The organism is Agarivorans aestuarii, from assembly GCF_019670125.1.
Taxonomy (GTDB): Bacteria; Pseudomonadota; Gammaproteobacteria; order Enterobacterales; family Celerinatantimonadaceae; genus Agarivorans; species Agarivorans aestuarii.
Window position 1 is genome coordinate 4,667,401 of the sequence record NZ_AP023033.1, and the last position, 20,052, is coordinate 4,687,452.

Below are 20,052 nucleotides of genomic sequence, written 5' to 3' on the forward strand. Positions count from 1 at the left end.
CATAACCAATCATTTATGTTGCTTTCTTAGAAGAATGACTTGTACATAAACCAACCGACTGTATCGTTAACTTTTTGTGTCATTGACGCTGACTCAACAGTTCCGTGAGTATTCTCGATGCGGAACTCACCCCAATGTGTTTTTGCTGCGTTCATGGGAGTGCCAATTCGTAAGGATGACTTCAATGTATTGGTTTCGATGTCCCCTCCTGCATAGGTATACTCTGGGCTCAACATTACATAGGTACCATCTTTACCCGTTTTGAGTGTGAAGTAACCTGCGGCCATGCCACCAAACGCCGAATTGTCACTCACACCAAACTGGCTAGTCATAGCATCACTGTACTCCCCACCTAAAACTCCGCCTCTCAGGTACATAGAGAAGTTCTCAGTTGGTGTAATTGCAACAACAGCACCAAGTGCAGCCGTTGTCATTGAGGCATTATCGATAAGGTCAATCGATGCCGCGACTTTTGGCATGATAGGGTTATTGAAGTTAAATACATGGAAATATTGCGCACGAGCATCGCTGTATTCCCCTTTATTATTCATGTTGCCTTCTGCAACCACCATGCCTTGCTGAGTATCGTTAACAGCAAATGCATAAGTTAGCGCTCCTTTTACATCACCTTGATTGGTTACACCGACAGTGAAAGAGGTCGTCGCACGAGCAATATCTGACGGGTCGTTATCTTCTTCTGCCATTACTGACGTGTTAGAAAGTATTAATGCAGCAAATGCGGTTAGTGCAAATTTTTTATTCAGTTTCATTTCTAGCTCCAAAGCTGTTAATCAGTTGATGCGGCAATAATACAAAGACTTTTTCAGACGACTAACTAACGTTTGTAGGACGAAACTGGACAAAGCTATTAACTAGCTTATATTGATCAGTGATACCGCTATGAGCAGTTTTATCTTTACTTCTTTAGAGTGAAACGCGAACTTCACGAAACATATTGCGGAACATCAATGTTATTGGGAGATACTATGAATTTTAGCCTAGAGCAGCTAAATACTTTTGTTACTGTTTATGAACGAAAATCTTTAAGCAAAGCTGCTGTCAAACTCAATAAACACCGCAGTACTATTGGCCAAGTGGTCATGAATCTAGAAGACACTCTAATGGTAACTTTGTTTGATAAAGTCGGCCGTTCAGTTGAGCCTACAAAAGAGGCAACATTATTATATAGATACGCAAAACAAGCTGTAGAACAACTAAAAACTTTTGATAAACTCGCAATTAACTTAGCCTCCGGAGATATAGAAGCCATCAATATCGGTTACTGTAGTTTTATTCCTCAAATCGCAATCGCCGACGTTAGAATGCAACTAGCTAGAGACTTCCCAAACCTGAGGGTGAATCTATTTGTGTGCGGAAAGGATAAACTCAAACAAGGTATAGAAGACGGATATTTTCACTTTGGCTTGGTTAACATTCATGACAGTAAAGCAATAAATAGTTTCCATTCAACATACTTAGAGACCCTATCTTTTGTTCCATTCGGAGCGAGAAATAGCAAGCTTGCCGGTACTTCTCCAGACGAAATGCTTTCTCAACTAAAAAATTCGAAGCAGCTAATATTACAATCTCTTATAGAAGAAGGCTTATCAGACAAAATTACCTTTTCACCAAACAATGAAGCAATAGATCAATTATCAGTCGTCATTAGGCTAACTGAGTTGGGACATGGTTGGACGTTACTTCCTCGCTCAATAGTAAAATCGGAGTACATCAATCAGAGCTTAGTGCAGTTAGAAGTATCTGAGTGGAAAAAAAGCCTAGAAATTCCTATTTCACTTTGGAGTCCGCACTCCAGCCAATTAGAGAAAATCAGAACGTCTATAGTGAATGCGCTGCAAGACTATGTTGACTATGTTTTGGAAGAATTAAACAATGATTTGTGCCAATAGTTTTGGTTTAGTGGCTCAGTAAATGGTCGATTAAGGGCGCTCTATTTGAGATGTAGCTGATAATTGAACCGTTATCCAGAGGTTTAAAGGGGAGATGGACAAGATAACGATATTGAAAGTGAAGACGCCCATAAACTGCAGTAGCTCAGACCTGATCTGACAGTTACCCGATTTTTAGGGTGCCTTGTCAGCTTAGATTTGAGCTAAATTCTTCTCAACCCAAGTGTACTATTCCTAATAGAATATAGTTTATTTAAAATTAGTGCATTGGCTTTCTGACATTGAAGTTTCTGAATCGCCACATTCTAATTTATGGGTACCATCACGATAATTAGTATATTTTTCCCACTTACCATCGCTATTATGGCTAGTCATAACTTGAGAGGGCTTACTGACGTTTTCACTGAAGTCATTTTTCGTTCTCGACCAATAGTCAGCGCCATGAGATTCATCACTGTAAAAATCGGTGTCTACTACCTCTCTAATCGGGGTTAAGTCTTCTTGAGTCACTGAATCTGTTACTCCAATTAGATGGCTAAACCCACTATTGTTGTCGGTATGGTAAACGTGTTCAGTAGAGCTAGATAGCTCAGAACCGCTATAGTTTTTTGTGATTAAAGATTGCATTACCTCACTACCGGCGATCATTTGGGATTCACATTCTGTCCAATCGGTGACGTCATAGTAAACTGAGTTTCTAACGCCTGATGACTGCTGTAAGGTTGTTTCTAGCCATTCACTCACCGAGCATCCGTAGCCAAACTCTGCATAGACTAAGTTGACAGTTTTCTCTATGTTCATACCACTACGCTGAACCGTTTTCATCGAACTTTTATCGAATAGACTCACCTTAGTACTGAGGTCATCAGACATAACAAAAGTCTCAGAATCGAAGTTACCATTAGATGTTTGAACAAATTCATAACGGTACCAATCGTCATATAGTGAATCCTTATTTGCTAGCCGCCCTAAGAAATATTCAACCCAAGCAAAATCTGCGTTTGGATGTTGATCTAGTAATTGCTTGGTTTCTTCATATGACTTTTGCAATCCGGGTACCAGTTTTTGTGCAAGCTGATGGAGTGAATCATCTCCGGAGTGGATATAGTCAGCGTACAATTCGCTAACCGTAATGTTGTATCGATTAGCAATTCGCCATTCTTGCTCTCGCAATCTATGTGCTATATCTTCTCGAAGTTCTTGTCCGGCAATAATAGACTGACAAGATAAATTTCCTGATTGGTAAACGCGGAGTTCTTGCTCAACTTGCTTCCAAACAACGGAGGTTAACGGCGTCAAATTCAACAAATCTTGATCTGTCATTAATGCAAATTGAGGTGGAAAAACCATCGAATAAGCATTTTCTATAGGTGTATTAATAAAATCGGTATCTATCGCACCCACAGGCACATTTACGACTATAGGCACGTACTGAGCACATTGGCTATAACGTGACGGAATAACTAGCTCAAACTCTCCCTCTTCTTGCGTCACAACACTGGGTTCACCTGCATCATGTAAACTGTTGAAGTTTAGATCTAGGAAAACAGTAGCGCCGATGATATAGCCATCAATCGCTCTTCCTTTAAAGGCTTTAACTGGGTTATCGTTGTCAGTGCTGCCACCGCAACTTACCAATAGGGTTAATATGGAACAGTGTATTATGAGTTTAAATAGGCTCATTATTAATCCTTAGATACAGTGATCCATTCAGGCTGGTTTGAAGCCTGAATGGATATTTTAGTGACTCTTTTTTAGAGGGTTAAATTAAGATTTTTTGTACTTTCAGTAGCTTTTATGTTGAAGAAAATGGCATAAAGTACAGGCACTATAATTAAGGTGAGTAAGGTCGCGAAAGTAAGCCCAAATACCAATACAACTGACATCGATTTAAAGAATGCGTCAAAGAATAAAGGAATAACCCCTAGCACTGTGGTTAATGCTCCCATCATTACGGGTCTAACTCGGCTGGCCGCTGCGTCAACAACAGCATCGTGCCTTGGTTTCCCTTCAATAATTTCTAAATCAATTTGGTCAACCAACACAATGGCATTTTTAATTAGTAAGCCAGACAACGACAGAAGGCCCAAAATAGCCATAAACTCCATTGGTGTTCCTGTGGCTAACAAGCCTGTAGACACTCCGATCAAGGCCAAAGGTACTGCCAGCCAAATAACTATTGGTTGCCTCACCGAGCCAAACAACACAAAAACAGTAATCACCATCGCAATAAGACCTAATGGAATGGTTGATGCTAAATTGTCATTAGATTCTTTAGAATCTCCATACTCTCCACCCCATTTCAAGGCGTAACCTTCTGGGAGGTCAATCGCTTCAATTTTTGGTTTTATGCGATTGAATAGATCGGTTGTAAGCTCACCGGGAACAGGATCTGACTGCGCCTTAATTTCCCATTGGCGGTCAACTCGCCTTACTAAACCATCACGCCAAACCGTTCTATACCCGTTAGTTATTTGACCAATAGGTACGCTGGCTCCGGTGATAGAACTAATAACTTGTAAGTTTTTGATATCGGTAACGCTGTTGCTCTCAGCTTTCGGTGCTTTGGCAATAATTGGGATCAGCTCATCGTTATCGCGGTAGGTACCTATTCTCATTCCTGAGAAGTTAGTCTCTAGCGCTGAGGCTAAGTCTTCTCTAGATACACCTACTCTTTGGGCTGCTTGAACTGCGTAAATAGGCTCGATTACGCTAATAGCTTGCCGCCAATCATCTTTAATAGATAAGGCTTTACCATCTTCGGCCATTATTGCTTTGGCTTGGTCAGCAAGGTGGTGCAATACTTTAGGAGCAGGGCCACTAAATTTTGCCTCTATGCGTGAACCTCCACCAGGTCCTAATACAAACTTCCATGTTTTACCTTGGGCATCAGGGTAGGCGTTATCAATATAGCGTTGAATATCGACAAGTAACCCATCGATAACTTTGTCATCTTGGGTGCGTATTAATAATTGGCCGTAAGCAGAGTTTTGTGACTCTGGGGCATATACAAGCATGAAACGTGGTACGCCTCCACCAATCGACGCTTGCACAGTTTTAACTCCTTCTAAAGACTGAATATGCTTCCCTAGGCTTTCTATATCTTTCTTTGTTTTAGAAATATCGGTTCCTTGTGGAAGCCAGTAATCAACAACAAACATAGGCGTCGTAGAAGCAGGGAAAAAGCCCGGTTTAACAAATTGGAATCCCCATACAGAGGCACAAAACAGCGCAACAACTCCCACCACAACAATAAAGCGTTGCTGGAGAGTGGCGTAAAGTAGTTTTTTGTATAATGTAGAGAAGCGGCTATCTGTTTGTTGGCTAAGATTGTCACCCAAAGATTCTTTGAACAACCAGAAGCAGAATAGCGGCGTTAAAGTAATAGCAAATAACCAGCTATACATTAAAGAAATAAGGATTACCCAGAACAGGTGACCGGTATATTCTGCGGTTGAACCAGGGGCGAAGCCAATGGGAGCAAAAGCTATAATTCCTACTAGTGTTCCTCCCAACAAAGGCCAAACTGAGCGTTTAACAATTTGTTTGGCAATGGCTAATTTTTTAGTACCATTTAAAATACCTACCAATATCCCTTCGGTGACAACAATCGCATTGTCTACCATCATTCCTAAGGCAATAATGAGCGCACCTAATGAAATGCGATGCATAGGAATATCAACAAAATTCATCGTTGCAAGTGTGGCAAAAATAGTCAAAAGCAAAATCGCGCCAATAACAATGGCTGACTTAAAGCCCATAAAAATAAGCAGGGTTACAATCACTATCACCAGTGCCGCAATCACATTCACTACAAAGTTTTCAACTGACGAATCGACAATTTTACCTTGGTGATAAAACTCATGTAATTCAATTCCTAGTGGTCTTAGGTTTTTGGTTTCTGCTATCTTGGAGTCAATATCTGAACCAATTTTTACGATGTTGCTGCCTAGTAGGCCTGAAATACCAATAGCCACAGCAGGTTTACCGTTATATAGATATTCTTTTTCTTCTGGTTCGCTATAACCGCGCCACACTCGCGCGATGTCTTTGAGATAAATAAGTTTACCGTCTGCGTCGGTGCTTATAAGGAGGTTTTGAAACGACTCAACCGAGTCAACAACATTGGTTGGGTCTATAACTAAGCGCTTATTACCAACTTTAACGTTACCCGACGAAACCACTGCGTTTTGTTGAGACAGTAGGCTAACAACATTAGAAATAGCTAAGCCTAACCTTTTAGCATCTTGATTCGATATCTCGACATAAATGGCTTCTTTTTGTAACCCGTCAAGGGTAACTCGAGCAACACCGTCTACTTGTAGCAATGAACTCTGTAAGGTTTTTGCGTATTTTTTTAACTCAGCGTTTGAATAACCGTCGCCCGTTACAAAATAGAGCAGACCAAATACGTCACCAAAGTCATCTGCCACATAAGGTTTACCGGCGCCTGTTGGTAAAGCCGACGAAATATCACTGATTTTATTACGCAGTTTGTTCCAAACTAACTGTAAATCACTTCGAGTTTTTGACGCGTCATATCTTACTTCTACGTTTATTTCAGACTTTCCATAGGTTGAAACAGATTCAATAGTCTTTACTTCGGCTAACTGTTGAATGGCTTTTTCTAAAGGCTCGGTAATTTCCAGCGCGACTTCATGAGGGCTTGCGCCAGGATAGCTAGTAACAATAACAGCTTGTCTAATCGTAAATTCAGGGTCTTCGAACCTCGCCATGTTTTGATAGGCATGCCATCCACCAACTATTGTTAACAACATAACAATAACGCTCAACACTGTATTTTTTATTGTAAATTCAGCAATATTCATTAGTTCTCGCCTGCTCACGGATAACTTTTACAAAATGACTCAATAAGATTATTTCCATTTTCTTACCTTCATCCCTTCGTATAAGTAGGTAGCTCCCGCACTGACTATTAGTTCATCTTTTGCTATTCCTGATGTAGCAGCGAGCATTTCACCAACACCTTCTGCTATGTGTATTTTCCGTTTCGTAACCGTCATGTTTTCACTATTTACTACCCAAACGTAAGCATCACTGCCATCACTTGTTATTGCGCTTAATGGTATTAGGGGGTGATTTTCCGAATGGTCTGCCAACGTGTGTATTTCGATGGTTGCATTCATTCCTGGAAGAACTAACAAGTTGCTAGGAGCTGAAAACTCAAAAGTAATGTTATAAGTTTGTGTTGCGCTATCTGCCAATAAGGTGGCTTCTCGATAATAAGCGGCAATTTTTCTCTCTGGGGCAATATCAAGAACAATAAAAGTGTTGGTATTATTTTGCTTATTTGTGCTTTGGTATAATTCCGCTAAATAGTTTGCTGGCATGTCGATAGATGCTTCTTGAGTATCGCCGCCAATAAACTTCACTATAGCCTGAGCGCTTGATACGGTTTGCCCATTATCGACCATTTTTTTAGCAATAACGCCATCAAATGGCGCGGTTAAAACAGAATCATTTATGGCTTGTAGGGCACTGTCTAATTGGGATTGCTTTACGTCGCGTTCAGTTAAACGTTCTTGCAAAGCGCTTTGGGAAATAGCATTGTTTTTAGATAATTGCCGCGCTCTATTGTACTCAATTTCGGCACTTCTAAATTGAGCTTTAAATTTGTTTAGGCTATTTTTCAGTTCGCGTTGGTCAAGGCTTGCAATCACCTCTCCTTTTTTCACGAATTGTGCATTTTTTACCGGAAGAGAAATAACTTTACCGCCTGATGTAAAGCTTAAATCAACAAGGCGATTATCATTAATGATTGCTGGAAATATAGATACTTCCTTGTCGCCAGCAACTGAAATTTTCATTATTTTTACGGGACGAACATCTTCATTTAGTGGACGCATAGAGTCCTCACCATTACAAGCAAGCATACCCGCTATAAAAACAGTTACCGTTATCAGTCGAAAACCCGCGCTATGAAACATTTTTAACCCCCTTTAAAATAGATAACTGTTCTATAACCACTTGTTTTCGATGATGCCGCACATAATTGCGAGTTCTAATTTGTTGGTATTGTCTAAGCGTCTGAACTCCTTCTCTTGTGCTCTTTTCATGTCTTTTTTCCACCAATGGTTACGGCTAGCAATTTTGTACCTAGCTATCACTTTAAAGTTTGCTGCATCTTTATCTGATTTATCTATCTCACCAGCTAAATGGCAGGCGGTTATTTGCGCAAAGGTTTTTCCTGCGTCTTTTTGCTCACTGGCGTTAACCAACATAGGAGTCATTAAGGCCAACAAAACAATAAATTTTTTCATTCTTTTTCCATATAGACCAAGCACTGTGGCCATTATTGAGTGAGAAATGTAAGACCCCTTTGAGGTTTCTTAGCAAGGTGAGTTTTTGGTTATGCAAATAGGGCAAGAAGTGAGTTAGTACACTAGCTTTCTATTATCCACTCACAAAAAAAGGACGGCGTCCTTTTTGTGGGTGGATAATAGAGTGATGCTGCTGCTGGGTCAACAGATTTTTGACTAACTTTTACACAAAGGTTGCTTTAATTTTATGATCATCAATTCAAAAGAATCGTATAGGTCAAAAGTCTTGCCGGTCTAGTAAAGTAAATATTGCTAGTGCTACTATTGAAAAACATAGTGACAAAGAGTTACAACAAAATGCCGGCCAATTTAATGAGTATAAAATCGGAACGAACCAGAGCTAAGATTATTGATGCAGCCTTAAAAATAACCATGAGTGAAGGGTTTGATAAAGCTACATTTGTACATATAGCTGAAACGGCGGGCATTTCTAAGTCTGGGATTAATGCCCATTTTAAGAGAAAATCTGACATAGCAGCACAGCTAGCGCCGATTTACATTCAAATGATTAAAGAGCCTCTTAATTTTGACTCCACCACCGACTTTTATAATTCTTGGGTGGATTCGTTCAATACAAACGCACAATTTAAAGCGGCTATATTGTCTGTGGGACCAATCATCCCAAAGTTAGACGGTGTAAAAGGTTTATTCGATACCATCAATGGGCACCCGGAAGATGTTAAGCGGTGTGTGTATATGTGTGTTGGATTTTCCGTTATAAACAGTTAAAAAAGCGCGTAAAGTTCCCCCCGCTTCCTTAAAAACATTCGAATAACTCCCATACTAATTAACCGAAACCAAACTTTCTCAAACTTGGTTTCGGTTGAATCATCAGCTTGAGTACTTAAGTATTTGCTAATGGTTAACACTCATATTGGTAGCTCCTAATTTAAGTTTCGATGCTTAAAGTGATTTTTCTTGACAACCATTTTCATACAACACAATATAAAAAGGATGTCGTCCTTTTTGTGAGGTGTCGTAGTTTTGTTGCAAAGTTTGCAACTAAGTTTCAGCAGTAAGATTGTTGGAAACAAGCAAAGCAAGTCGCTCTTGAACTGGGCGCTGTTTAATCCATAGAGAAGTATCAAAATGAAAAACATATTAGCTATTACAGCGCTATCTTTCGCTCTAATACTAACCGGTTGTGGTGAGCCTACATTATCAGCCGAAGGTGAAGCTGCTGTTAACTATTTAACTAACTACAACTATCTAAAGGACAATTGTGAAATAGATAGTATGGAAGATTTAGCAAATAGCAAACCCTAAACCCTCGAAAGAGGGAAAACCGAACAGAGAGAAAACATGAATAAATTGCTCGCCTTATCAGCGTTAGTTATTGTCCTAGTTGGCTGCGATGCCGAGGTTATCGTGCCTGTAAACATTAGCCAAGTTAGCAACTTAGAGCTAAACGATACGGTCATTACTTCTCAAGCAAAAATTACCATCGATGGTTCATGTAAAGACCGCGAAACAGGTGCCGAGTCCGATTCATTGAGTAAAGCAAATGGAATGATGTGGAACTTGTTTGCCCGTGAGCATGAGTTTGTATCATGCAAAGCAACTAGCAAGTACGCATTCGATTCAATTGTTACATATAACATCGAAACCCAATTGATCACGAAACAAGGGGGCATGAATAGTTCAAAGAATAAACGTGAATTAGGCTTAGGTTTAGCCGACGGTAAAGTGTTGCTTATGGTATCTGATAAGCTCAAACAACGCTTGAAAGCCCGCACAGGTGAACTTGATTCAGTTGAACCAACCTTTAACGTAAAGCTAGTAAACGATACAACTGAATTAGTAGAAGCAAGTTCGAAAGGTGTCTATATCTATACAGGAAAAAGCTTCACGCCGTATCAAGAAGCAGGCTACACAATTAAACCTAAAGGCTCGTTCTACATAAGAACTGGCTCAGTTGGAGCTGATGCCCTCACTACTCATGGTTACACACATTTCGCAACAATCACTAAATAGTTAAACCTATCTAACCAAGAAGAACACAATGTCTAAAACTACTTTAATAAACTGCCCAACTTGTTCAAAAGAAATAGCTTCAACATCTCATAAATGTGTTGGCTGTGGCTCATTAATCAATAAGCCTAAACGCTCTATCTTCGGCAAGCTAATCAAGTGGTCGTTCATCTTATTTAACATATTTATGGCTTGGTGGATGTTTGCAGGTATGGACGCTGCAACCACTACTATGGATAGTTTAGAAGGTGCCGAGGCAGCAGGGGCAGCTATTGGTACGGGTATCGGGGCAATGCTTATATCAGGCATTTGGGTTATAGGTGACATCATTTTAGGCTTATTTGTATTGTTTACCCGCCCTAAATCTTAATAACTAACTCTTCGAATGGCTAACTAACCATCTAACTAAATAGTTAGCCTCAAATAACCAGGGCGACATAAAAATGAAAGCACTTAGAATACTTCAAATAACAATTATCGTTATTTGGCTGGTAGCAGCATTTATGCCGGTTAAAGCATTTTCAGCCAATCCAAAACTGATCCCTGCCACTACTTCTAGCCACGTTCACACCACCATTATCAAAGGTTTTTCACCCACATAAACCCAAACGATTGTTTACAACGTTGCTACTAATTAAAGACCTGAAGTGTATGGCGCTAAGTAAAGCGTAATAGCCACTCAATAGTGGGGGCGGCAATAAACCAGAGAGAAAACAACACATGTTAGCAATTACTAAATATGTCATAGCTTACTTCGTAATAGTAACTCTATTAACGCTAGGCCTATGTATTAGCGAAGCCAAAGCAACCCCTGATTCAAAACAGAAAAAAATCAGGGACGAAAACCAAGGCGCATTCGTTAGCTATAACCCAGTAGTAAAGACACTGCGGCTCTGAATGATCAACCCACCAGATAATTAAACACTACTAATTGCTTGAAGTGCCAAGTAACCACAACCTTTTTATGTATATGAGTCTATAGATGTTAGGCATCCAATAGCGGGGAACAAATGAAGTACAACTTGTTGGCAACCTTGCTGCTTGTATGCGGTTTTGATGCTGAACCAGTAATAACATTCATAACAAATTTAACTCTATAACTACGGTCTCGTTTGAGGCCAATCCAACTAAATGGAAACCGCACACATGAAAAATGTATTAACTTTCGCAGCATTTACAACAACTCTTGTTCTAACGGGTTGTGGTGAAACCAAGTTATCACCGAAAGGGGAAGCGGCAATGAGTTATATGGCTAATTACGTTTATCTTAAGAATAACTGTGAAGTCGATTCAATGGCCGATTTAGGTATGGCTATGGGAATGGCTATGATGGCCCCTATTGTATCGGCTGAACTGAACGGTGATAAAGATGCTAGCGATTCATTGCTAAAAGAACGTTCTGCTAGGGTAACTGGTTCATGTAAAGAAGTAGACCAAGCAATCTCGGATGCAGGCAAAGCATTCAAAGCAGCTAGCCAATAATAACTAATCATGGCCTCTACGGAGACCTTTTTAAGCAAGAGATCCCCACTATGAAAAACTCAGCTAGATTAAACATAGGCTATAGCCTACTTTACTTAAGCTTAGTATTCCTATTTACAGGCCTAAAACTGCATCATGTAGATTGGTTCGCATTTTCCGGAGTATCAGCCGCATGCGCAATACTTCTAATCATCACAGGAACAATACACAACAGCATCGTTAAGTCTCACAACAAGATGATCAAACAAATTGAAGAGATGTTCGTAGTAGAAAGAGATAAGTATGAATAGTTTTGTTAAACGTCTTATCAATGTACTTAGTGCTATTGGCTACCTAACCTCAATCGGTTTTCTTGTGGCCGGGTTTGTTAATATCCGTCACGACGATGTGTTCTGGTGGGCATACCCAGTTATGGTTTTAATGGCCTTGGGTATTCCAGCTTTTATAACAGCAGGTCTAAGTTACTTAATTGGCATAGGGTTCAAACCATGGCATAAAAATTAAGCTCTATATTATCAGTGAACAATTGATCAAATTTGTCTACTTTTCTTCTGTCATCCCGATTTTTAGCATTAACACTATATTTTGAGTATACCCAAGTGACCACATTTGTTAGATCTTGGTTTCCGTATTCAATAGGGTGGATATAACGTTTTGAACACGAACGTTTCATTCACTCTAGACGTAATTGAATACAGGTGACGTATGAAAGGACAAAATATTGGATACCGACGGGTTAGTACGATCGAGCAGTCAACTTTGAGGCAGTTACATGGGTTAGAGCTTGATACTGTGTTTGAAGACAGCATCTCTGGCTCTGTTAAACAGCGACCTGGATTAGACGGGCTACTTGCACATATTCGATCTGGAGACGTTGTTCACGTTCATGACATTTCACGTTTAGCTAGAAATACAGGGCATCTACTCACCCTCGTCGAACTGTTCCTATCTAAAGGGGTATCACTACACTTCCACAAGGAAAATTTAGTCTTTACCGCTGATAGTTCGAATCCTATGAACCAACTCCTACTCACCCTATTAGGCGCTATTTATCAATTTGAACGCGCTATGATTCGAGAGCGGCAAGCCGAGGGCATCGCATTAGCTAAAAAGCGCGGTGTATACAAAGGGCGAAAAAGTACAATTAATAAAGACGCTGTAGTGGAGTTGAGGCTCGCAGGTTTAAGCTACAGAAAGATCGCTAAGGAGCTAAGTATTAGCTTATCTAGCGTACAGCGAGCTTTGAAGAAAATGAACGAATGAATAAACCATTGATTCATTTTTTAGTGTTACTAATTAGGTCTATTGGTTCAAGTTTATGAGGGAGACAATAGACACATTACCCTTCTGGTTTACTTCCTAGGAATACCCTAATTGGGATCCCAATTAGGGCTCCAATACTGGACACCCCTTCATTTGGCTGAATTATTTGCTAAAGCCATTACTAATCTATTTAACGATATATCGGTAAGTCATTTGATGAGATAACAAGGGGTTTTTAGTTCTGTATTATATTCGTTGCTGTAATTGTTAGGCTTAGAGTTAGCGAATCATTTGAAAACCCCTTTTAATCCGTTATCTTCAAAACCATGCTTTTGAGATTGCCATTCAACCAGTCGTTTGCCCTTGATGATTTCAGCGAGAAGCAGATGTTCTTTGTTATGCTGGCGTTGTTGAGATGTTTTTGGTTGGTCATAAACAAACAAATCGAGCGTTTCATAGGTTTTTTTTCGCCGATTTTTACCCTTTAAGTCAGAGATATAACCGTAATCATAAATAAGTCGTAAAGCTCTTGTTTTGTTTGCTCTAAGTGTACGTTTTTCAATAGAAATTTTCATTTTAGTCCCCAATTGGTCCCCAAATCACGGTTTCATCGTGTCATGGGGACCAATTGGGGACCATAATTAGAAAATAACGGAAAACAATGAAAACTAACGAACAGTGAGATCTAATAAAATCAGTAGCTTAGTTGTCGTTGTTTGCCGTTAATTTCCCTTATTTGCCCACTTTACTTTCCGATACAGAAGCTAGTGAAGATGCGACTGAGCAAATCATCAGAGCTAAACTCGCCGGTAATTTCGCTTAGGTGTTGTTGTACCAAGCGCAGTTCTTCGGCCAACAGTTCTCCTGCTTGATAAACTTCTAGTTGAGTTTTGCCATTGTCTAAGTGTTCTGCGGCAAGTTCGATGGCGTTAAGGTGGCGACGACGCGCCATAAAGCCACCTTCCATATTGCCTTGAAAACCCATGCATTGTTTTAGGTGGTCTTTTAGCTCTGCCAAACCTAGCTCGGTTTTAGCAGAGAGTTTATAAACTGGGTGGCCATGGTCCATCACTACTTCTATGCTTTCGCCTGTTACATCGGCTTTGTTACGTACCACGGTCATGCCCATGTTTGTTGGCAGTTTAGCTACAAACTCTGGCCAGATTTTTTGTGGGTCTAGCTCATCGGTGGTGGTGCCATCCACCATAAACAATACCCGATCAGCATTATTGATTTCTTCCCAAGCTCGCTCGATACCAATTTGTTCAACCACATCGGCATCGTCGCGCAAGCCAGCGGTGTCGATGATATGAAGCGGCATGCCATCGATGTGAATGTGTTCACGCAGAACGTCGCGGGTTGTGCCAGCTATGTCGGTAACAATAGCGGCTTGTTTACCTGCTAAGGCGTTTAGTAGGCTAGATTTACCGGCATTGGGGCGGCCTGCAATGACCACTCGCATGCCTTCGCGTAGCAAGGAGCCTTGGCGCGCCTGGTTTTGTACTAATGCTAATTCTTCGATAATGGCATATAGGTCGGCTTGTACTTTACCGTCGCTTAAAAAGTCGATTTCTTCTTCTGGGAAATCAATAGCGGCTTCAACATAGATGCGCAGGCGAGTCACGTTTTCTACTAAGCTGTGGATCTTGTTAGAAAACTCACCTTGTAGTGAATGCAGGGCACTTTTGGCAGCTTGTTCGCTGGTGGCTTCAATAAGGTCTGCAATGGCTTCTGCTTGGGCTAAATCAAGCTTGTCGTTGAGAAATGCGCGCTCACTAAACTCACCTGGGCGAGCCATGCGTAAACCATCTAATTGGCAAATTTCGCGAATTAGCATGTCTATTACTACCGGGCCGCCGTGGCCTTGTAGTTCTAGTACATCTTCACCGGTAAAGGAATTTGGCCCTTTAAAGTACAGTGCAATCCCTTGGTCGAGTGTATCGCCAGCAAGGCTCTTAAACGGTAAGTAATCGGCGTAGCGAGGAGCGGGGCATCTACCTAACAGCTTTTCGGCCACATCTTGTGCTAGGGGACCTGATACTCTAATTATGCCAACGCCGCCACGACCTGGCGCAGTAGCTTGCGCCACAATAGTATCATTTGAATTCATGCTCACTCTCTCTACTTTTAGTGCTGAAAATAAAAATGCCATTCAGCTTTCACTGAATGGCATTTTAGCATTGTTGCTAAACTTTGTGCTTAGCGTTTATGCAATCCTTTTTTCTCAAGGTTCCGGTAGATGATAGTTTGCTGAATTAGCGTAACCACGTTACTCATCAACCAGTAAAGTACTAGACCTGCTGGGAACCATAAGAAGAATACCGTAAAGATTACTGGCATAAACTGCATAATTTTAGCCTGCATTGGGTCGGCTACGGTAGTTGGAGACATCTTCTGGATGAAGAACATGCTCACACCCATCAAGATAGGCAAGATGTAGAATGGGTCTTGTACCGATAAATCGGTAATCCAGCCAAAGAATGGAGCATGACGCAGTTCTACGCTTTCCATTAACGACCAGTACAAGGCAATAAAGATAGGCATTTGTAGCAAGATAGGGAAACAACCACCTAAGGGGTTTACTTTCTCTTTCTTGTATAGCTCCATCATGCCTTGCGACATTTTCTGACGGTCGTCGCCGTACTTCTCACGCAGTGCAGCCATTTTAGGTTGCAGTAAACGCATCTTCGCCATAGAGGTGTATTGCGCTTTAGTTAGCGGGTACAACAAACCTTTTACGGTGAAGGTGATAAGAATAATTGCTACACCCCAGTTACCTACAATGCTGTGGAAGAAGGTGAGTAGTTTGTACAGTGGCTGTGCAATAAACCATAACCAGCCGTAGTCTACGGTAAGGTCTAGGTGTTTTGCTGATTCAGCCATTTGCTTCTGCAGTTTAGGACCAACCCATAGCGAACTAGTTAAAGTTGCTGATTCGCTAGGTGCAACGGTTTGTAAAGGTGCTTTGTAGCCCATGAATACAAAACCGTTACCGCTGTTTGAATATAACTCATTGGTATCACCTTCGTTTGGCAACCAAGCGGTTACAAAGTAGTGCTGCATCATCGCAACCCAACCACCGGTAGTGGTTTCATTTAGGTTAGATTTTTTGATGTCTTTAACGCTGTACTTTGAGTAACGAGTTGATTCGCTAGAGTAAGCACCACCACGATAAACCGGCATTACCATGCTAGAGCTATGCTCTTTATCGGTTTGTTTAAGCTGGCTGTATAGTTGCAAGCTTAGGTTGGAGTCACTTTTGTTGCTTACTTGAAAGTCTACGTTTACGTCGTAGCTACCACGAGTAAGGGTAAAGTTTTTAGTAAATACGTTACCGTTTTGATCTTGGTAGTTAAATGCTACAACCAGTTCATCTTTGCCGTCGGCTAACTCAAAGCTGTTGCTGCTAACTTGGTAAACTGGGCGACCATTGGCACTAGCATCTGGGCCATCACGACCAATTAAGCCGCTTTGTGCCACGTAAGTGAAGTTAGGGCTTTCTTCTAGCAGTACAAAAGGTTCACTTGAGTCTTCTTCTATTGGGTATGCCAATAGTTCGGCACTTACTATATCACCGCCTTGGGCGCTAATTTTAAGTTTAAGTACGTCGGTAGTAACCGTGATTAACTGACCTACAGCGGTAGCCTGCGTTAAGTCTGAATCGTCGTGAGATGAAGCACTGGCTGGCACATCACCATTTGCAGTAGTACCAGTTGCGGTAACAGTATTGGTAGCAGTAGTTACTACAGGCTGTGGGCCGTAGTCTTTTTGCCATTGCTGATATATAAGAAAACTTACAAACAGCAACCCAATTATCAGTAAATTGCGTTGAGATTCCATAATTTTAGTTAATCACTATTGGTTTTTTTGGAACCTGGAACCGGATCATGTCCGCCAGGATGTAGAGGATGGCATTTTAATAGACGTTGGCTTGCTAACCAACTACCTTTTAACACACCATGCAAATTAATTGCTTCAATCGCGTAATCTGAACATGTTGGCGTAAACCGGCAGCGCGGACCAAGCAAAGGACTTATCACGTATTGATAAGCCTTGATTGGCATAATTGCGATTATTCGCAACGGCGCGTTAGTCTTCGCCATGATTTCTCCAGAAGCTTGGTCAGGTCTTTATTATCTAAGTCTGAAATACCGTTCTTGGAAATAACCACTATATCTACTGCGGGCAACTTGTGCTGATGTAGACGAAAGCTTTCTCTTACCAAACGTTTAATTCGATTACGACCTACCGCTAGTTTAACGCTTTTTTTAGAAACAGCTAAACCTAGACGAGGGTGTTCTAGAGTATTGGTTTTGGCAAGGATAGTGAGTTGGGGGGTACCCACACGAACGGGGTTGGAGAATACATGTTTGAAATGCATGGGAGTTAACAAACGTAACTCCCTGCTAAAAGAATGTCTTTGCACTTAATTATGCAGACAGACTTGCGCGACCTTTAGCGCGACGACGTGCCAAAACTTGGCGGCCGTTTTTTGTTGCCATGCGAGCGCGGAAACCGTGGCTACGCTTGCGCTTTAGTACGCTTGGTTGAAAAGTACGTTTCATATTTATTACTCTTGCTAGCTAGTTTTTTACTGTACAGTCGGTGCAATTAACCAAAATGGTAGGCGCACCGGGTAAAAAAGAGGCGAAATTCTAATCATTCACCTCTTCTAAGTCAAACGAAATATCGCTTAATCTTAAATACTGTTGTGGAAAAGATCCTGCGGATCTTTGGCGGCATTATAGTGCTCCTATATATAGGTGCAACTGATCAATTAAATTAGCCCTCATTACGTTTAACAATGCGCGAGATAAACTGTTGAGTTCTCGGATCTTTTGCATGGTTAAATAGTTGTTCCGGGCTGCCTTGTTCTACGATGGTTCCATCGCTCATAAACACCACGCGGTCGGCGACCTCTCGGGCAAAGGACATTTCGTGGGTAACAATAATTAGGGTTTGCTTGCGCTCGGCCAGCTTTTTAATCAGCTCAAGTACTTCACCCACCCATTCAGGGTCTAATGCTGAAGTGGGTTCATCAAATAAAATAGCCTTACTGTGAGTAGCCATGGCACGGCCAATGCCAATGCGTTGCTGTTGCCCACCAGATAATTGGCTAGGGTAGTGTTTGGTTTTATCGGCTAAGCCAATATCTTTTAGAATTTCTCTTGCACTATTGAGCGCCTGATCTTTCGGTTTCCTCCAAACGGTAACTAAAGCTTCGGCAACATTTTGCTCAGCATTCAGGTTGGCAAATAGCGAGTAGTTTTGAAAAACAAAAGACAATTTACGGCGTAGTGCGAGCACCTCTTTTTGCTGGTGGTTTGTGGCATCTACAGTTAAATCATCAACACTAATGGTGCCGCTGTCGGGTTGCTCAAGATGGTTTATGCAGCGCAAAAAAGTTGATTTACCAGTTCCTGATGGGCCGATGATAGCTACAACTTCGCCTTCTTTTACCTCTAAATCGATGCCGTTAAGTACATTTTGGCCATCAAAGCTTTTGCTTAAATTAGTTATTTTTATCATTGTTAGTAGGCCTTAGATAATCGCTTTTCAGCCAGGTTTTGTAGCTGGGTAAATACCGCAACAACTGCCCAGTAAATAAGTGCTACCGCTAAAAATGCTTCAAAGAACTTAAAGCTGCTAGAGGCTTCCATTTGTGCTTTAGCCATGATTTCAGCCACACCTAAAGTAAAGGCCAAAGAGGTACTTTTAATCATATCGATAAGGTAGTTCATTAACGAGGGCAGAGCGGTGCGTAGAGCTTGCGGAAGCACTACTCTGCGCAAAGCTTGTAGCCGAGTCATGCCAAAGGCATAACAAGCGTCCCACTGGCTTTTATCAATAGAGTTAATAGCTGCTCTAATGCTTTCTGCTTTGTAGGCAGAAAAGTGCAAGCTTAATCCTATGACCGAAGCGCTAAATGCGTCTAAGCCAATCAGTATTGGAAATACCTGAGGTAAGCCGTAATACAAAATAAACAATTGTACTAACAGCGGGGTACCACGAAAGAATGAGATAAATACCACTGCAAATTGATTAAGCAGTGGCAACTTAAATACACGAAATAGAGCCAATACTAGCGCAAGCGCTAACGCAAAAACGGCTGCAACTGCAGCCATTTCCATGGTGGTTCCCAAATATTTAAACAGTATTGGGAACAGCTCTAACATGTAACCGAAGTCAAATGTAGACATTATTTTGTGATGTCTCCGTCAAACCATTTTTGAGAAATTGCGCTTAGACTGCCATCTTGCTGCATAGCTTCTAGGCTAGCATTAACTTTAGCTTGTAAAGCTTGGCCTGCTTCATTGTTTTTAAATGGCATCGCATTCTCGATGGTTTCGAAAGGCTGACCAGCTAGCGCTAAGGGTAGACCAGATTTCTTGATTAATGCTAGTGACGATACGCGGTCCATTACAAATGCGTCTGAGCGACCCAAGGCTACATCTTGCTCAATACCGGTATCATAAGTAGCAATTTTGATTTGGTTTTCAGTGTCGTGTTTTCTTAATAACTGTTCAAAGTTAGAGCCAAGGTTTACTGCAACTTTCTTACCTTTTAGATCGTCAATGCTAGTAATCTCGCTATTGCCTTTACGGACTACAATTTGCGCGCCATCCACCACATAAGGATGAGAGAATAAGTATTTAGCTTGGCGTTCGTCGGTAATAGTGATTTGGTTAGAAATAGTATCTACGCGACCTGTCTCCAACATGCCAAATAGGCCAGAGAAGTTGGCGGTAACAAATTCCACTTTCCAATCATTACGTTTGGCTAGTTCATTCCAAACATCAACTTCAAAGCCTTGCAGCTGATCTTGCTTTACAAAAGTGAAAGGAAAATAACGACCAGACATACCTACTTTAACGGTATCTTGTGCAAATGCTGACCAAGGACTTAGGCTAACTAGCAGTAAACCAAGTAGCAATCGTGATTTATTTAGTAGTTTCATTTCTATTCTTCTGTATCTGTAGTTTCGTATGGGTAAAAATTCTAGTTCAACCGCAGTAGATGCACAAATACGCTGTGGTTATATCAAATAACTAAGCTGTTATCTGGCTTGACGAATTTTATTCACA

23 protein-coding genes are annotated in these 20,052 nt (G+C 41.0%); 9 read left to right on the top strand and 14 right to left on the bottom strand.

Annotation, left to right across the window (positions count from 1 at the left end; all coding sequences use genetic code 11):
* Nucleotides 1-26: 26 nt before the first annotated feature.
* Nucleotides 27-770, bottom strand: coding sequence for a hypothetical protein (locus tag K5609_RS21575; protein ID WP_221075425.1), 744 nt, complete (start codon nt 768-770; stop codon nt 27-29).
* A 216-nt stretch (nt 771-986) separates the two neighbouring features.
* Between K5609_RS21575 and K5609_RS21580 the strand changes: the two genes are divergently transcribed.
* Nucleotides 987-1,910, top strand: coding sequence for a LysR family transcriptional regulator (locus K5609_RS21580; protein ID WP_221075426.1), 924 nt, complete (start codon nt 987-989; stop codon nt 1,908-1,910).
* 249 nt (nt 1,911-2,159) lie between these two features.
* Here K5609_RS21580 and K5609_RS21585 read toward each other — a convergent pair whose 3' ends face one another.
* The 4 genes from K5609_RS21585 to K5609_RS21600 form a co-directional block, all read right to left on the bottom strand.
* The gene (locus K5609_RS21585; RefSeq protein ID WP_221075427.1) at nt 2,160-3,593 is read right to left on the bottom strand and encodes a hypothetical protein; all 1,434 of its coding nucleotides are present in this window, start codon (nt 3,591-3,593) and stop codon (nt 2,160-2,162) included.
* Between the two features lie 71 nt (nt 3,594-3,664).
* On the bottom strand, nt 3,665-6,739 hold the full coding sequence (locus tag K5609_RS21590) for an efflux RND transporter permease subunit (RefSeq protein WP_221075428.1): 3,075 nt from the start codon (nt 6,737-6,739) through the stop codon (nt 3,665-3,667).
* A gap of 48 nt (nt 6,740-6,787) precedes the next feature.
* Nucleotides 6,788-7,858: an efflux RND transporter periplasmic adaptor subunit gene (locus tag K5609_RS21595; RefSeq protein WP_137673545.1), complete on the bottom strand. Its 1,071-nt coding sequence runs from the start codon at nt 7,856-7,858 to the stop codon at nt 6,788-6,790.
* Nucleotides 7,859-7,888: 30 nt separating this feature from the next.
* Nucleotides 7,889-8,191 (bottom strand): hypothetical protein, encoded by a 303-nt coding sequence (locus tag K5609_RS21600; RefSeq protein WP_137673546.1) that lies wholly within the window; start codon nt 8,189-8,191, stop codon nt 7,889-7,891.
* Between the two features lie 357 nt (nt 8,192-8,548).
* Between K5609_RS21600 and K5609_RS21605 the strand changes: the two genes are divergently transcribed.
* From K5609_RS21605 to K5609_RS21640, 8 genes are all read left to right on the top strand, one after another.
* Nucleotides 8,549-8,980 carry a TetR/AcrR family transcriptional regulator gene (locus K5609_RS21605; RefSeq protein ID WP_221075429.1) on the top strand — a complete coding sequence of 144 codons (432 nt, stop codon included), beginning with the start codon at nt 8,549-8,551 and terminating at the stop codon, nt 8,978-8,980.
* A 360-nt stretch (nt 8,981-9,340) separates the two neighbouring features.
* Nucleotides 9,341-9,517 (top strand): hypothetical protein, encoded by a 177-nt coding sequence (locus K5609_RS21610; RefSeq protein WP_221075430.1) that lies wholly within the window; start codon nt 9,341-9,343, stop codon nt 9,515-9,517.
* Between the two features lie 36 nt (nt 9,518-9,553).
* Nucleotides 9,554-10,225, top strand: a complete 672-nt coding sequence (locus K5609_RS21615; protein ID WP_221075431.1) for a DUF7424 family protein — start codon at nt 9,554-9,556, stop codon at nt 10,223-10,225.
* A gap of 28 nt (nt 10,226-10,253) precedes the next feature.
* Complete coding sequence (locus tag K5609_RS21620; protein WP_137673549.1) at nt 10,254-10,592, top strand: hypothetical protein; 339 nt, start codon at nt 10,254-10,256, stop codon at nt 10,590-10,592.
* A 73-nt stretch (nt 10,593-10,665) separates the two neighbouring features.
* Complete coding sequence (locus K5609_RS21625) at nt 10,666-10,824, top strand: hypothetical protein (protein WP_221075432.1); 159 nt, start codon at nt 10,666-10,668, stop codon at nt 10,822-10,824.
* Between the two features lie 544 nt (nt 10,825-11,368).
* Nucleotides 11,369-11,704, top strand: coding sequence for a hypothetical protein (locus tag K5609_RS21630; protein WP_137673550.1), 336 nt, complete (start codon nt 11,369-11,371; stop codon nt 11,702-11,704).
* A 282-nt stretch (nt 11,705-11,986) separates the two neighbouring features.
* Nucleotides 11,987-12,208, top strand: coding sequence for a hypothetical protein (locus K5609_RS21635; protein WP_221075433.1), 222 nt, complete (start codon nt 11,987-11,989; stop codon nt 12,206-12,208).
* Between the two features lie 201 nt (nt 12,209-12,409).
* Nucleotides 12,410-12,967 carry a recombinase family protein gene (locus K5609_RS21640; RefSeq protein WP_221075434.1) on the top strand — a complete coding sequence of 186 codons (558 nt, stop codon included), beginning with the start codon at nt 12,410-12,412 and terminating at the stop codon, nt 12,965-12,967.
* A gap of 287 nt (nt 12,968-13,254) precedes the next feature.
* Here K5609_RS21640 and K5609_RS21645 read toward each other — a convergent pair whose 3' ends face one another.
* From K5609_RS21645 to K5609_RS21685, 9 genes are all read right to left on the bottom strand, one after another.
* Entirely contained in the window at nt 13,255-13,542 is a 288-nt protein-coding gene (locus K5609_RS21645) for a hypothetical protein (protein ID WP_221075435.1), read from the bottom strand.
* 170 nt (nt 13,543-13,712) lie between these two features.
* Entirely contained in the window at nt 13,713-15,077 is a 1,365-nt protein-coding gene (gene mnmE / locus K5609_RS21650; RefSeq protein ID WP_221075436.1) for a tRNA uridine-5-carboxymethylaminomethyl(34) synthesis GTPase MnmE, read from the bottom strand.
* An 89-nt stretch (nt 15,078-15,166) separates the two neighbouring features.
* Nucleotides 15,167-16,807, bottom strand: coding sequence for a membrane protein insertase YidC (gene yidC / locus K5609_RS21655; protein WP_221075437.1), 1,641 nt, complete (start codon nt 16,805-16,807; stop codon nt 15,167-15,169).
* An 8-nt stretch (nt 16,808-16,815) separates the two neighbouring features.
* A complete protein-coding gene (yidD, locus tag K5609_RS21660; protein ID WP_152785067.1) occupies nt 16,816-17,070 on the bottom strand; it encodes a membrane protein insertion efficiency factor YidD in 255 nt (84 codons plus the stop codon).
* A complete protein-coding gene (gene rnpA, locus K5609_RS21665) occupies nt 17,040-17,393 on the bottom strand; it encodes a ribonuclease P protein component (protein ID WP_084681699.1) in 354 nt (117 codons plus the stop codon). The genes yidD and rnpA overlap by 31 nt, the downstream gene beginning before the upstream one ends.
* Before the next feature lie 4 nt (nt 17,394-17,397).
* Nucleotides 17,398-17,532: a 50S ribosomal protein L34 gene (rpmH, locus tag K5609_RS21670; protein WP_016400276.1), complete on the bottom strand. Its 135-nt coding sequence runs from the start codon at nt 17,530-17,532 to the stop codon at nt 17,398-17,400.
* A 217-nt stretch (nt 17,533-17,749) separates the two neighbouring features.
* Entirely contained in the window at nt 17,750-18,496 is a 747-nt protein-coding gene (locus tag K5609_RS21675; protein ID WP_221075438.1) for an amino acid ABC transporter ATP-binding protein, read from the bottom strand.
* 2 nt (nt 18,497-18,498) lie between these two features.
* Nucleotides 18,499-19,167 (bottom strand): amino acid ABC transporter permease, encoded by a 669-nt coding sequence (locus K5609_RS21680; RefSeq protein ID WP_246611917.1) that lies wholly within the window; start codon nt 19,165-19,167, stop codon nt 18,499-18,501.
* The gene (locus K5609_RS21685) at nt 19,167-19,925 is read right to left on the bottom strand and encodes an amino acid ABC transporter substrate-binding protein (protein ID WP_221075439.1); all 759 of its coding nucleotides are present in this window, start codon (nt 19,923-19,925) and stop codon (nt 19,167-19,169) included. The genes K5609_RS21680 and K5609_RS21685 overlap by 1 nt, the downstream gene beginning before the upstream one ends.
* Nucleotides 19,926-20,052: the final 127 nt, after the last annotated feature.